The 13,590-nt window shown below is 72.5% G+C and carries 13 protein-coding genes, 1 tRNA gene and 1 pseudogene; 9 read left to right on the top strand and 6 right to left on the bottom strand.

Annotated features, from left to right (window positions below):
• Positions 1-148: 148 nt before the first annotated feature.
• The gene (locus tag ACFWE1_RS08455; RefSeq protein ID WP_376932999.1) at positions 149-829 is read right to left on the bottom strand and encodes a TetR/AcrR family transcriptional regulator; all 681 of its coding nucleotides are present in this window, start codon (positions 827-829) and stop codon (positions 149-151) included.
• Positions 830-922: 93 nt separating this feature from the next.
• Here ACFWE1_RS08455 and ACFWE1_RS08460 point away from each other — a divergent pair, with 93 nt between their 5' ends.
• Positions 923-1,843 (top strand): alpha/beta fold hydrolase, encoded by a 921-nt coding sequence (locus ACFWE1_RS08460; RefSeq protein ID WP_376933000.1) that lies wholly within the window; start codon positions 923-925, stop codon positions 1,841-1,843.
• Here ACFWE1_RS08460 and ACFWE1_RS08465 read toward each other — a convergent pair.
• The 3 genes from ACFWE1_RS08465 to dcd form a co-directional block, all read right to left on the bottom strand.
• Positions 1,812-2,834: a helix-turn-helix domain-containing protein gene (locus ACFWE1_RS08465; RefSeq protein WP_376933001.1), complete on the bottom strand. Its 1,023-nt coding sequence runs from the start codon at positions 2,832-2,834 to the stop codon at positions 1,812-1,814. The two genes, ACFWE1_RS08460 and ACFWE1_RS08465, sit on opposite strands and share 32 nt — an antisense overlap.
• Before the next feature lie 104 nt (positions 2,835-2,938).
• Positions 2,939-3,916, bottom strand: a complete 978-nt coding sequence (locus ACFWE1_RS08470; RefSeq protein ID WP_376933002.1) for an alpha/beta hydrolase — start codon at positions 3,914-3,916, stop codon at positions 2,939-2,941.
• A gap of 150 nt (positions 3,917-4,066) precedes the next feature.
• Positions 4,067-4,672 (bottom strand): dCTP deaminase, encoded by a 606-nt coding sequence (dcd, locus tag ACFWE1_RS08475; RefSeq protein ID WP_376933003.1) that lies wholly within the window; start codon positions 4,670-4,672, stop codon positions 4,067-4,069.
• Positions 4,673-4,724: 52 nt separating this feature from the next.
• Between dcd and ACFWE1_RS08480 the strand changes: the two genes are divergently transcribed.
• The 8 genes and pseudogenes from ACFWE1_RS08480 to ACFWE1_RS08515 all read left to right on the top strand — a co-directional run bounded on the left by ACFWE1_RS08480 (position 4,725) and on the right by ACFWE1_RS08515 (position 11,277).
• A tRNA-Gly gene (locus ACFWE1_RS08480) sits at positions 4,725-4,798 on the top strand.
• Between the two features lie 188 nt (positions 4,799-4,986).
• On the top strand, positions 4,987-5,700 hold the full coding sequence (locus tag ACFWE1_RS08485; protein ID WP_376933004.1) for a M23 family metallopeptidase: 714 nt from the start codon (positions 4,987-4,989) through the stop codon (positions 5,698-5,700).
• A gap of 151 nt (positions 5,701-5,851) precedes the next feature.
• Positions 5,852-6,049, top strand: a pseudogene (locus ACFWE1_RS08490) (ferredoxin); the annotation flags it as partial.
• A complete protein-coding gene (locus ACFWE1_RS08495) occupies positions 6,046-7,254 on the top strand; it encodes an NAD(P)/FAD-dependent oxidoreductase (protein WP_376933005.1) in 1,209 nt (402 codons plus the stop codon). The pseudogene ACFWE1_RS08490 and the gene ACFWE1_RS08495, both read left to right, overlap by 4 nt.
• A gap of 14 nt (positions 7,255-7,268) precedes the next feature.
• Positions 7,269-8,513, top strand: a complete 1,245-nt coding sequence (locus ACFWE1_RS08500) for a cytochrome P450 (RefSeq protein WP_376933006.1) — start codon at positions 7,269-7,271, stop codon at positions 8,511-8,513.
• A gap of 26 nt (positions 8,514-8,539) precedes the next feature.
• The gene (locus ACFWE1_RS08505) at positions 8,540-9,406 is read left to right on the top strand and encodes a helix-turn-helix transcriptional regulator (protein ID WP_243570054.1); all 867 of its coding nucleotides are present in this window, start codon (positions 8,540-8,542) and stop codon (positions 9,404-9,406) included.
• A gap of 153 nt (positions 9,407-9,559) precedes the next feature.
• The gene (locus tag ACFWE1_RS08510; RefSeq protein ID WP_376933007.1) at positions 9,560-10,540 is read left to right on the top strand and encodes an aldo/keto reductase; all 981 of its coding nucleotides are present in this window, start codon (positions 9,560-9,562) and stop codon (positions 10,538-10,540) included.
• The gene (locus tag ACFWE1_RS08515; RefSeq protein ID WP_376933008.1) at positions 10,537-11,277 is read left to right on the top strand and encodes a creatininase family protein; all 741 of its coding nucleotides are present in this window, start codon (positions 10,537-10,539) and stop codon (positions 11,275-11,277) included. The genes ACFWE1_RS08510 and ACFWE1_RS08515 overlap by 4 nt, the downstream gene beginning before the upstream one ends.
• 96 nt (positions 11,278-11,373) lie before the next feature.
• On the opposite strand, the gene ACFWE1_RS08520 is transcribed toward ACFWE1_RS08515, so the two are convergent.
• Positions 11,374-12,258, bottom strand: a complete 885-nt coding sequence (locus ACFWE1_RS08520; RefSeq protein ID WP_376933009.1) for an alpha/beta hydrolase — start codon at positions 12,256-12,258, stop codon at positions 11,374-11,376.
• Between the two features lie 278 nt (positions 12,259-12,536).
• Entirely contained in the window at positions 12,537-13,577 is a 1,041-nt protein-coding gene (gene rhaS / locus ACFWE1_RS08525) for a rhamnose ABC transporter substrate-binding protein (RefSeq protein ID WP_376933010.1), read from the bottom strand.
• Positions 13,578-13,590 lie beyond the last annotated feature (13 nt).

A 13,590-nucleotide genomic window follows, 5' to 3' on the forward strand; every position in this document is an offset into this window, starting at 1 on the left:
TGTTCGCCGGTGTCCGCGTCCGGCGCGAGGAGAAGTTTGGGTGCCATTCTCCCTTCCCCCCCGAACCCCCCGCGCCGCCCCCCCCAAACCCCCCCCCCAGGACCGCTGCCCCAAACGGCCCCCCCCGCTTCGTCGTCGAGGCGACCGCTCAGCGCAGGGCGGCGCCGGGCTCCAGCACGCGCTCGGCGAGCTCGGCGGGCACCCCGAGGGCGAGCAGCCGGGCCCGGTAGGCGCGGCGGGCGCGCAGGTAGGGCAGCTCGTCGTCGCGGATGACGGCGAGGAGGTTCATCAGCTCGAAGGTGCCCTGGATCTCGAAGGCGAGCTGCTCGGGCTCGTCGTCGGCGGGGTCGAGCCCCGGCAGCTCCCCGCGCTCGGCGGCGAAGCGGGCGGTGAGCGCGAGGTAGCCGAGCCAGTCGTCGAGCTGGGCGGCGACGGCGTCGCGCACCTGGCCCGGCTTGGCGTGGAAGTCGGCGGCCGCGGCGGAGAAGAAGCAGCCGCCCGGGAACACCCGGTCCTGCGAGTAGGCGACGACCCGGTCGAGCAGGGCGACGAGCCGGCGCACCCCGCGGGGATGCACGCGTGCGGGGGCGATGACCGTGGCCGCGAAGCGTGCGCTCGCGGTCTCGACGGTCGCGAGCTGGAGCCGTTCCTTGCTGCCGAAGAGGGTCGCGACGCTCGACTTGCCGACGCCGGCCGCCTCGGCGATGCGGGCGATGGAGAGCTGGTCGAGCCCCTCGACCGAGGCGAGGTCGACGGCCTGGGCGAGGACGACGCGGCGCGAGGCATCCCCGCGTGCGCGACGCCCGTCGATCGCCGTCTCCTGCTCCATCTCGGCCTCCTCCGCTCGATTTTACGCACGAGCGTGCGTAAAGTAACCCGTACGATCGTTCGTATTCATTGCCCCGCCCTTTCGGAGGCCGTCATGCCGAAGCTCCCCGCGTCCGTCGCCGCCCGCATCGCCGTCGCGCGCGCCGCCGCCCCGCGCAGCCCACGCCTCGCCGCGCGCGCCGTGCTGCCGCTCTTCACCTCGACGCGGCCGCGCCGCCCGGTCGCTCCGCGCGAGCGCGCCATCCACGACAGTGCCAGGCGCAGCGCCGTCACCGCCGCGGGCCACGAACTCGCGAGCTACGAGTGGGGCTCCGGCGCCCAGACCGTGCTGCTCGTGCACGGCTGGCGCGGGCGGGCGAGCCAGTTCGCTCCCCTCGTGCGCGAGCTCCGCTCCGAGGGGTTCCGCGTCGTCGCCTTCGACGCGCCCGCGCACGGCGACTCACCCGGGCACCGCGCCGACATCCGCGACTGGATCGAGGCGATCGAGGCGCTGCAGCAGCGGCACGGCCGCTTCAGCGCGATCGTCGGGCACTCGCTCGGCGGCCTCGCCGCGATGACCGCCGTCGCCGAAGGCACGAGCGCAGGCGGCGTGGTCGCGATCGCGAGCGTCGGCGACGCGGCCGTCACCACGAACGTCTTCGCGGGGGCGCTGCAGCTGGGCGACCAGGCGGCCGCCGAGCTCGCCACGGCGTTCATCCACCGCGTCGCACCGGGGCTCGACCCCGCCGAGGTGTGGCGCCGCTTCGACCGGGTGGCGCACCCGATCCCGGCCCCGGTGCCGCTGCTGCTCGTGCACGACGCCGCCGACCGCGAGGTGCCCGCGAGCGAGAGCGAGCGCCTGCGCGCCGCCCACGACGACCGCGCCCGCGCGATCGTCGTCACCGGCTCCGGCCACTCGCGCGTGCTCGGCCACGACACGACGCTCGACGCGGTGACCGCCTTCGCGCTCCGCGGCCTCGCGGGCGTCGACGCCCTCGCGCCCGTCAGTGCGGGCTCGGCGCGACCGACAGCGTGACGAGCATCCGGGCGACCGCGTAGCGCGTGCGCCCCTGCGGCGAGCGCGGGTCGTAGCCGAGCCGTCGGCCGAGCACGAGCAGTCGCTCCTGCACGGTGGAGTGGTGGATGCCGCAGCGCGCCGCCGCCCCGCGCACGCTGCCGGTCTCGGCGAGCGCGTCGAGCAGCGCGAGCGCCCTGGGGTCGAGGGCGGCGAGCGTGACGGCGTCCGGGTGCGGCTCGCTGCGCGCATCGGCCGCCTCGGCGAGCAGCAGGAGGCCCCCGAGCTCGGCGGCGTCGACGATCGCTCGCGCGTCATCGGTGAGCCGGAGCGCGACGAGCGCCGACGCCCATGACTCGGGGAGGCGATCGGGCGGCAGTGCGAGACCGAGTCCGAGCTGGGTCGTCGGTTCCGTGCGGACCGGCCCGCCCTCCCCCACCCGCCGCAGCACGGCGCGCACGAGCCCGTGCCGCGTCGCGACGACGGCGCTCGGGGCATCCCTCGGCGCCTCCGCATCGTGCGGCGCGGCGATCGCGCGCACCCGAGGCTCGGCCTCGAGCTGGAGCCGGGCGATCGCGGATCCGCGCTCCTCGGCGGTCGCGTGCGGGTTGACCGCGATCTCGACCGCGCCGGCGAGACCCGAGCCGCCGGCCGCGCGCCGGGCCTCCGCGATGCCGAGGGCGATCGCGAGCCGTTCCAGCACCATGGCGTCGTTCGCGTGGGGGTCGCCGCTGCGTTCCAGCCAGCACACGGCGCCGTCGCCGACCGTGCGGAGGCGCCCGCCGACGGGCGGGGCGACGGGGCTCGGCAGGCGACGCCCGTCCTGCCCCACCCGCAGCCCGCGCGCGGAGCCGAGGAAGCCGACCGGCGCCCCGCTCAGCGCCGCAGCGCCGCGCAGCAACGCCTCGGCACCCACCCCCGCCGCGACGAGCGCGTCGAAGTAGGTGACGACCTTGAGGGTCTCGCTCGCCTCGGGGTCGAGGGCGGTCAACCGCCCGACGAGTTCCTGCATGGTGCGCTCCAAGCTCTGGCGACCACGATATCCCGGTGCGGGTGGTGCTCCGCCGCCGCGGCGGAAGGCAGGCGGTGCCGGCCGCGGCGACGGAAGCGGGATGGTCAGTCGCCGAGGAGACGGGAGACCCAGTTGTCGCGCGCGGCCGTGGACGCCTGCGACACGGCGGCCTGCGGGGCGAGCAGGTCGAAGCCGTGGAAGCCGCCGGCCCACACGTGCAGCTCGGCCTGGACGCCCGCCTCCCACAGCTTCGTGGCGTACGCGACGTCCTCGTCGCGGAACACCTCGGCGCTGCCGCAATCGATGTACGCCGGGGGCAGCCCGGAGAGGTCGGTGGCGCGCGCGGGCGAGGCGTAGATCGAGACCTCCGCCGTGCCGCGCCGCTCGCCGAGCAGCGCCGACCAGCCGGTGACGTTCGAGCCGCGGTCCCACACGCCGACGCCGTCGATCTGCTTCGTCGACACTGTGGCGTCGCGGTCGTCGAGCATCGGGCAGATGAGCAGCTGGCCGAGGAGGGGCGGGCCGCTGCGGTCGCGCGCGAGCAGCGCGGTGCCGGCCGCGAGCCCGCCGCCCGCACTGGCACCGGCGATGAGGATGCGGTCCGGGTCGATGCCGAGCTCGGCCGCGTGCTCGGCGGTCCAGACGAGGCCGGCGTAGCAGTCCTCGACGGGGTACGGGTCGGGGAACTCGGGGGCGAGCCGGTACTCGACGGTCACGAGCACGGCGTCGTAGCGGGCGATCCACTCGACGAAGCTTGCGACGCCGACCCAGCGGTCGCCGACGATCATGCCGCCGCCGTGCGTGTGGAAGATGCCCGGACCGGTGCCGGTGCGGCCGCGACGGGACACGATCGACACCGCGATCTCGTCGCCGTCGTGGCCGGGGATCGTCACGTCGCGGGTCTCGAGGTCGTGCTCGGCGAGGAGCGGCGCGAGCTGGTCGAACACGACCGGGCCGGCCTGCCCCTGCCGCATGAGGGGGATGAACTCAGGGGTGATCGTCGAGGGCAGCTGGTCGCCGAGCACGGTGAGCGCGGCGTCGAGCTCGGGATCGAACGGCGGTCGGGCAAGGATGTCGGTCATCGGTACTCCATCGTCCGGGGCCACTCCATCGTGGCGCGTGCCGCCATGCTCGCCGTTCCCGTGCGCCACGGGCACCCGCCGGGCGCGGCGGATCCGCGGCGGCGACCCCGCCGAACGGCGGGGTCCGGGACCGATCGCCTGGGCCGCGCGCTAGTTGCCGCGCGCGCCGGCGTCGCTCGCGCCGACATCGGTGTGGTGGAAGTTCTGGAACGAGCGCGACGCCGTCGGCCCGCGCTGGCCCTGGTAGCGGCTCGCGTAGTCGGCCGAACCGTACGGCCGCTCGGCGGGCGAAGTGAGCCGGAAGAAGCAGAGCTGCCCGATCTTCATGCCCGGCCAGAGCTTGATCGGCAGCGTCGCGACGTTCGAGAGCTCGAGGGTCACGTGGCCGGTGAAGCCCGGGTCGATGAAGCCCGCCGTGGAGTGGGTCAGCAGGCCCAGCCGACCGAGCGAGCTCTTGCCCTCGAGGCGCGCGGCGATGTCGTCGGGCAGCGTGACCTGTTCGTAGGTGGAGCCGAGCACGAACTCGCCGGGGTGCAGGATGAACGGCTCGTCGGGCTTCACCTCGATGAGGCGGGTGAGCTCGGGCTGGTCCTCGGCGGGATCGATGAAGGGGTACTTGTGGTTGTCGAACAGCCGGAAGTACCGGTCGAGGCGCACGTCGACACTCGACGGCTGGAGCATCGCCGGGTCGGACGGCTCGATGCCGATGCGCTCGCGTTCGAGTTCGGCACGGATGTCGCGATCGGAGAGCAGCACGCGCCCAGCCTAGTTGCTACGATGGTCTCCGTGACGTCGCAGGATGTCGCACGCCGAAGTAGTTCAATGGTAGAACTTCTGCTTCCCAAGCAGACAGCGCGGGTTCGATTCCCGTCTTCGGCTCCACTTCTCCATCGCCCCGCGGCACCGGCTCACGCCGAATGCAGCGGGGCGTTTTTCTTTGCGGCGCCACCCGGATATCGGGGCGGCGTGTCGGGTTCTCACCTGCTTCCACTCATCCGTAGGTTCGAACATGCATTCGAATGTTGGATCGCCGACCGGCGGTCCGGAAGCTACGGAACGAAAGGAGGGACATGGTTCAGTACCAGCACCCGTTCTCAAACCCCGACCTCGCGGACGGCTGGGGTTCGTGGGCCGGCGGTCGCAGCCAAGCGCACCGCGGACTCGACTACCCGCAACCCGAGGACACGCCCATCCCGGCGGTGGCGGACGGCACCGTCCGGCACAACATCAGGCATGCCGCCCTCGGCTGGGTCATTGTGATCGCGCACGCGGATGGAATGTTCTCTGGCTACTGCCACATGGTCCGACAGTCGCCGCTCGCGGTCGGCACAGCGGTGACTCGTGGCCAGACCATCGGCAACGTCGGCAACGAAGGCACAGCCTCGCAGGGCAACCACCTGCACCTGACCATCACCTTCACGGACGACGGCACCTGGAACAACGGAGACCTCAGCGTCACCACCGATCCATGGACCTACATCAACGCCCGCCTCAACGGCACCACCACCCCCAACCCCACTCCCAAGAAAGAAGAGATCGACATGCTGTTCCTCATCAACGCCAACGACACGAACGCCAACCCGGCCAACCGCTACGCCCTCGTGGGCCCCGGCTTCTGGTTCGTCACCAGCACCGTGGCCGTCGCGAACAACCTGGCGACGCGCTTCGGCAGCACGACCGGCAGCTCGGCCAGCGTCACCTGGGCCGAGTGGGACCGTGCTTTCAAGGCCGCGGTCTCCTCGGGCTTCGTGCCGGCGAGCGGGCAGACCTCCCGCACGGTCTAACACGACCCTCGGCGCCCCCTCCCGACCGGGAGGGGGCGCCTCTGCATGCGCCCGCGCTGATCGTCCAGTCCATGTTCTGGGTGCGCGAGGCATGTGATTCCGGGGACTGCGCGGCTTGGATTGACTCCATTGCACCTAGTACAGAGGAGTACCCATGAGCATCCTGGTCCAGACCGACGCCTGCGTCGGCGCCGGGCAGTGCGCCCTCGTCGCCCCCGACGTGTTCGACCAGGACGACAACGGCATCGTCCTGCTGCTCGAGCCCGACCCCGAGGGCCCGGACCTCGCCGCCGCGACCCGCGCCGTGCGGCTCTGCCCCGCCCGCGCCATCGCGCTCTCGACGACATGAGCGCCCCCGCACGCGTCGTCATCGTCGGCGCGTCGATCGGCGGGCTCACCGTGGCCGAGTCGTTGCGCGACGAGGGCTTCGAGGGCGAGATCACCCTGCTCGGCGACGAACCGCACCTGCCGTACACCCGGCCGCCGCTGTCGAAGCAGATCCTCGCCGGCGAATGGCAGCCCGAGCAGGCCGCCATCCGCACGGCGGCCGAGCTCGACGAGCTCGGCATCCTCGTGCGCACGGGGCAGCGCGCGACCGGGCTCGACGTCGAGACGCGCACCCTGCACACCGCCGACGGGCCGATCCCCTACGACGAGCTCGTCATCGCGACGGGGACGCAGCCCCGGCAGCACCCCGCGCTGCCCGAGGCATCCACCCTCCGCACCATGGACGACGCGCTGCGACTGCGCGAGCGGCTGGACGCCGCGCGTCGGGTCGCGGTGATCGGTTCCGGCATCCTCGGATCCGAAATCGCGAGCGCCGCGCGCAAGCGCGACGCGGAGGTGCTGCTCGTCGGCCGCTCTGGCGCGCTCGGCTTCGGCGGCGTCGGCACCCTGCTGAGCGAGGAGCTCGTGCGACTGCACGAGGCGCACGGCGTCGAGCTCGCGCTCCGAACTGAGCTCACCGGCGCCGAGCTCGCCGCCGCCGGGCCCGCCGGCACGGCGGGTGCACCGGACGCCGTCGCGCTCGAGTTCGCCGACGGCACGACGCGCACGGTCGACCTCGTCGTCACGATGATCGGCGGCACCCCGCGCACCGACTGGCTCGCCTCCTCGACCCTCGACCTCGCCGACGGCATCGCCTGCGACCGGCTCGGCATCGCCGCCCCCGGCGTCTCCGCGGTGGGCGATGTCGCCGCCTGGCTCGACCCGATCACCGGGCGGCACCGCCGCGTCGAGCACCAGAGCAACGCCATCGAGCAGGCCATCGCCGTCGCCGGCCGCCTCGCGCACGGCGCCGAGGGCGCGCAGCCGGTGCCGCTGTTCTGGTCCGAGATCCACGGCACCCGCATCCACGCCTACGGCTGGTTCGGCCCCGAGCGGCCGCTCGCCGAGCTGCCGAAGACCGCCGAGTCCGCGGGCACCGTCTACGGCAGCCACGACGGCGTCGGCGAGCTGCGCGGCGTCGTCGGCTGGAACGCCCCGCCCCGCGACTTCCGCACGGCCCGCGCGGCCGTCGTCACCACCGCCCATCCCCTCGTCGCCCACTCCTGAAAGAAGCCAGATCGATGACGATCCCCGCCGAATGCCCGTTCCACTCCCGCTCGCTCCCCGGCGACGGCACCCCGCTGACCCCGTCCCCGCAGCTCGCCGCCTGGCGCGAAGCCGGCGCGTTCATGCCGCTCGACTTCCAGGACGGCCACGAGGGCCTCGTCGCCACGCGCTACGACGCGGCGGTCGCCGTGCTGCAGGACCCGCGGTTCAGCATGCGCCCCTCGCGGATGCCGGTCGGCCCGCCGGCGCACGGCGAGGAGGGCAAGGCCGAGAGCGCCGCCGTGCCGCTCGAGGCACCGGGCGAGCTGGATGCCTCGGGGCAGGCCTCCGACGAACTCAACCTCCTGAACCTCGACGGAGAGGAGCACGCGAAGCTCCGGCGCGCCGTGACCGCCCGCTTCTCGGTTCGTCAGGCACGGGCCCGTGAACCGTGGATCCGCGCCATGGTGGCCGAGCAGATCGCGGCGCTGCGCGAGCGCGGCCCGGTCGTCGACCTCTGGCGCGACTACGGCATGCCCATCTCGGCCCGCACGCACTGCCACGTCATCGGCATCCCGGAGCACCATTACGAGCGCTTCGTCACGCTCTTCGTCGAAGAGTCGACGGCGCAGCAGAAGTACGACTTCATCCGCGCGCTCCTCGAGGAGCGCGCGGACTCGCCGGGCGAGGACGTCATCACCGACCTGCTGCAGAATCCCGAGCTCGACCGGGTCGAGGTCGAGGCGCTGCTGCGCCTGCTGATGGGCGCGGGGCGCGACTCCGTCGCCTATCTGATCGCGACGGCCTCCGTCGCGCTGCTGACGAACCCCGAGCAGCTGGCGATCCTGCGCGCGGACCCCGAGCAGCTCCGGCCCGCGGTCGAGGAGTTCATGCGCGCCGGCGCCATGTTCGTGACCCTCTTCGCCCGCACCGCGCTCGAGGACGTCGAGATCGAGGGCACGCGCATCCCGGCCGGCACCTCGGTGTCCGTCTCGCCCGTCGCGGCGAACCGCGACCCCGGGCACTGGGGCGAGCGGCCGGAGGAGTTCGACGTCACCCGGGACGCGTTCGGCCACCTGGGCTTCGGCTACGGCATCCACGGATGCATCGGCCAGCAGGTCGCCCGCGTCGAGATCCGCGAGGCCATCGCGGCCCTGCTGGAGTCGTTCCCCGACCTCGCCCTCGTCGACGCGGAACAGCTCACGCCGCAGCCCTTCGCACACCCGGTCGCCGTGTACGAGGCGGGCACCGTCTCGGTCCGCCTGGAGGCCGCCGCCTGACGCTCATGCGACCTACCATGGTCGATGTGACGCTGCTGCACCCCGACGACGACCCCGTCGTCGTCGGCGCGAACTGGTACCGCTTCACCTCGGGCGAGCAGATCGTGAACCCGCACGTGATGAGCGTCTCGTTCATCTGGATCGTGAGCGGCGGCGGCGAGATCCGCGCGGGCGGGCAGAGCTGGACCGTCGACGCGCAGCACGTCGTGCGACTGCCGTGGCACCACCGGGTCGAGTACCGGGCGAATCGCCGCGGACCGTTCCACATCGGCACGCTGCACGTCGTGCCCCGCTACGACCGTTCGGCGCCCGTCATCCCGCGGGTGGCGCACCTGCCGGGCGACCCGCTGCTCGACGACCCGGCCAGGCACGGCGATGCGGCCGCGTTCCGCCCCGGCCTGTCGACGATGCGGAACGCCGCCGCCCGGCGCATCACCGAGTTCGGCACGATCGCGATCGAACGGCTCGGCGAGGGCGCCTTCGACGAGGAGTACTTCCGGGCGCTCGGGCGGCTCATCCTCTTCGAGAACGCCGCCTGGGCCGACAGCCACGCGCAACAGACCGCTGTGCCCGGCTCGCTCGAGCTGATGATGACGTTCATCCGCCACCACATCGCCGAACCGCTCACCGTCGCCCGAGTCGCGGAGGCGGCCAGGTGCAGCGAGACGACCGCACAGCGTCTGTTCACCCGGCATACCGGCGAGTCCATGCAGGCGTGGATCCGGCAGGTCCGCCTGCGCGAGGCCGGCAGCCTGCTGCGCACCACTGGCATGCGGGTGAGCGAGGTGGCCCAGCTCGTGGGTTACCCTGATCCGCTGTACTTCTCGCGCGCGTTCCGGCGTGCGTACGGGGTCTCGCCGACCCAGTTCGCCCGCGACACCGTGCGGCCCTGAGTCGACGGCGGGCGCTGCTCGTCCAGTCCATGTTTCGGCGTTCCGGTGTCCTTCGGCGGGCCATCCGCCCTTCGTAGATTCGAAGGGCCGCGCGCAGCCCGCGCGCCGCCGCGCGCAGTCCGCGCGTCCGAGCGTGAAGGAGCGCACCAGCACATGACCGTTCATCGCCGACCGTTCGGTCGCACCGGGTGGGAGATCAGCGAGGTGTCGTTCGGCGCCTGGCAGCTCGGCGGGCAATGGGGGCCGGTCGACGACGACGCCTCGGTCCGCGCGCTGCTCGACGCGTACGAGCGCGGCATCAACTTCGTCGATACCGCCGAGATGTACGGCTCGGGTCACAGCGAGGAGGTCGTCGGCCGGTCGTTGCGGGAGTGGGGCGGCGAGCGCGTGTACGTCGCCACGAAAGTGCAGCCGCCCGAGTGGCCGCACCCCTCGGTCGACGACCCCGACATCGCGGCCGCCTACCGCCCGGAGTACCTGCGCGCGCAGGCCGAGCAGTCGCTGCGCCGCCTGGGCGTCGAGCGGATCGACCTGTATCAACTGCACTGCTGGATGCCTCGTGGCATGCGTGAGCTCGGCTGGCTCGAGACCCTGCACGAGCTGCGCGAGGAAGGCAAGATCGACCGCATCGGCGTCTCGCTGCGCGACTACCGGGCCGACGAGGGCGTCGCCCTCGCCGAGTCTGGGCTGGTCGACTCGATCCAGGTGATCTACAACCTCTTCGAGCAGCGGCCCGAGGAGGCGCTGCTGCCGGCGGCCGCCGGGTCCGGCACGGCGATCATCGTGCGCGTCGCCCTGGATTCGGGCTCGCTGAGCGGGGCCTGGACGCCCGAGACGTACGCGCAGTGGGCGGATGACTCGGTGCTGAAGACGATGTTCCGCGGCGAGCGCTTCACCGAGACGCTCGAACGCGTCGAGGCGATCAAGGCGGTCACGGCGCCGTACTACGACGGACTCGACGAGGCCGCCGTGCGCTTCGTGCTTGACCGCCCGGAGGTCTCGACCGCGATCGTCGGCATGACCTCGCAGCGGCGGATCGCCCGCAACCTGTCGTTCGCCGACGGGCGCGGGCTCGCCGAGGGGCTGCGCGAGCGGCTCGCCGGATTCGGATGGGAGAGGAACTTCTACGTATGAGCGACACGACCGCATCCACCGACGTCTGGCCCGCGATCGAGCGGCTGAGCCCCGAGCAGATCGAGGCGCGCCTGGCGCTCGCCTCGGTCGCGTACCTGCCGCTCGGCTCGCTCGAGTTCCACGGCCCGCACCTGCCGATCGGGCTCGACGCGCTCACCGCCTACGGCATCTGCCTGCGCGCGGCCGAGCAGCGCGGCGGCGTCGTGCTGCCCCCGTACTACCAGGCGGTCGGCGGCGAGCACTCCCGCTACCCGTGGACGCTCATGAGCGACACCCCCGAGGCGATCGAGGCGCTGCTCGGCGAGAGCCTCGCCCGGCTCTCGGAGCTCGGCGTGCGCCGCGCCGTCATCCTGAGCGGCCACTTCGCCGAGGAGCAGCGCGAGCTGATCGAGCGGGTCGCCGATCGCTGGAACGGCACGGATGGCCCGCTGCGCGCCGTCGCCCGCACGCTCGGCCAGGCCCCGACCCCGCCCGTCGCGCCGGATCACGCCGGCCGCTTCGAGTCGCTCCTGCTGCACGCCCTCTCGCCCGAGCTCGTGCACGTCGACGCTCTGCCCGACCCCACGACGCATCCGGCCCCGCACGGCGAGGATCCCTACGGCCAGGACCGGCACCGCGCCGACCACCCGCTGCACGGCGTCTTCGGCGCCGACCCGCGGCGGCTCGACACCGAGCGCGCCGAGCCGCTCCTCGCCCACCTCGTGGACTGGGTGGCGGGGCTCGCAGAAGCGGGCTGAGCGGGTCACCACTCACCACGTCCCCACCACCCGAGTTGCCCAACTTTCATGAAAGTCGGGCAACTCGGGTGGTGGTCGACGCGGGCCGATCGACGGTCAGCTTCGCAGCAAGCGACCGAACTCGGCGAACACTCGGTCCCCGGCCCGTCTCGCCGCCGGCGACACCGTGTCGAGGGTGATGAAGCCGTGCACCATTCCGGCGAGATCATGGTGGCGCACCGGCGTGCCTGCGGCATCCACGAGCTGGGCCAGCTCCGCCCCCTCATCGTGCAGGGGGTCGTGTTCGCAGGTCACGACGATCGTCGGCGGCATGCCCGCAGCGGAGCGCGCCAGCGGGCTGTACTGCTCCGGGCTCGCGTGGCCCGCGGGGACCCACTGCTCGATGAACCACCGCAGCGCCTCCGTGCTCAGCCCCCACCCGTGCGCCTTGGTCCGGGTGCTTTCCCGGCTCAGCGTGAGATCGGCGTTCGGGTTGAGGAGCAGGAGCCCGGCCGGTGGCGCACCCGTTGCCACGAGCCGGTGCGCGGCCAGGTAGGCGAGCAGCCCGCCGGCGCTGTCGCCCGCGAGACCGAGGCGTCGGCCAGGCCGATCGCTCGCGAGCTCCTCCACGACCGCGACGACATCGTCGATCGCCGCCGGCGCCGGGTGCTCCGGAGCGAGTCGATAGTCCACCGCGACCACGTCGACGTCGCCGAGGACGGCGAGCCGGCGGCACGCACGATCGTGCGACTCGAGATCGCCGAACACGAAGCCGCCCCCATGGGCGTAGACGACCGTCGGCCGGTCGGGGCGCTCGTGCCGGTACCGGCGGATTCGGATGCGCGGCCGGCTCCCGACGAGGGCGTCCTCCACGATGTCGACCTCCGGGCCGCGCGGTCGTTCTCGCGGCGCCCGGAGCTCGTGCAGCGGGGGCATCGTCTCGGGAGCTGGTGCGAGACGCACGGACTCCACCCACTGCGCCAGTTCCTCGTCAGCGATCACGGAGGTTCATGCTAGGCGGGCGCGCCCGGTGGCAACAGGCCCGATCGCTGCACCGACGTTCAGTCCGGCTGAATGAGGACACCGATCCCGAATGACGACACCGATCCTGAATGACGACACCGATCCCGACGCCGCATCGACCGGCGAGAAATCCCACCTCGAGTTGCCCAACTTTCATGAAAGTCGGGCAACTCGGTCATCACCCCGACGCCGAAGCGCCCCGGCCGATCCCGACCGGGGCGCTTCTGGGTGGGTGTCGAACGAGACCCGGCGACGACTCAGAAGTCGAAGTCGTCGATGTTGTCCTTGTCGAACACGTACGGGTCGCCGAGCAGCACGGTGGCGTCCGCACCGACGGTGTACTCGCCGAGCTTGCCCGCCTCGAAGGTGTCGCCCTCCTTGCCGGTGATGTCGCCGTTGATGAGCGCCGCGGCGGCGTAGGCCGACAGGTAGCCGAGGTCCTCCGGGTTCCACAGGGCGAAGGCGGTGACGGTGCCGTCCTCGATGTACTCGCGCATCTGGTTCGGCGTGCCGAGGCCGGTCAGCGCGACCTTGCCCTTGTAGTCCGAGGTCGAGAGGTAGCGCGCGGCCGCCGAGATGCCGATGGTCGTCGGCGAGACGATGCCCTTGAGGTTCGGGTGCGACTGCAGCACGGCCGCCGTCTTGTCGAACGAGATCTGCTCGTCGTCGTCGCCGTAGACGACGTCCACGAGCTGGATGTTCGGGTGGTCCGCCGCGAGCAGTTCCTTCATCTTGTCGATCCAGGTGTTCTGGTTCGTCGCGTTCGCCGTCGACGACACGATGGCGATCTCGCCCGCGTCGCCGATCTGCTCGGCGATGAGGTCGACCTGCACCTTCGCGATGCCGTCGGCGGTCGCCTGGTTCACGAACAGGTCGCGGCAGTCGGCGTTGGTGTCGGAGTCGAAGGTGACGACCTTGACGCCGGCGTCGCGAGCCTCGTTGAGGGCGTCGCAGATCGCCTTCGGGTCGTTCGCCGAGACGACGAGCGAACCGACGCCCTGCTGCGTGGCGGTGTTGATGTAGCTCACCTGCGCGTCGGGGCCGGACTCGGCCGGGCCGACCTCGGCGAAGGTGCCGCCGAGCTCCTCGACGGCGGCCTTGCCGCCCTTGCTCGAGGTGTCGAAGTACGGGTTGCCGAGGCTCTTCGGCAGGAAGGTGATCGCGAGGTTGTCGCTGCCGCCGCTGCCCTCGCTCGACCCGCCGCCCGAGGAGCCGGTGTCGGCGCAGCCGGAGAGTGCGAGCGCAGCCGCCACCGCGGCCGCGGCCACGGCGGTCGCACGCTTGTGTGCAAACTTCATTGTTCTTCCATTC

Origin of the sequence: Agromyces sp. NPDC060279 (assembly GCF_042726785.1) — a bacterium.
In the GTDB taxonomy this organism is placed as follows: domain Bacteria; phylum Actinomycetota; class Actinomycetes; order Actinomycetales; family Microbacteriaceae; genus Agromyces.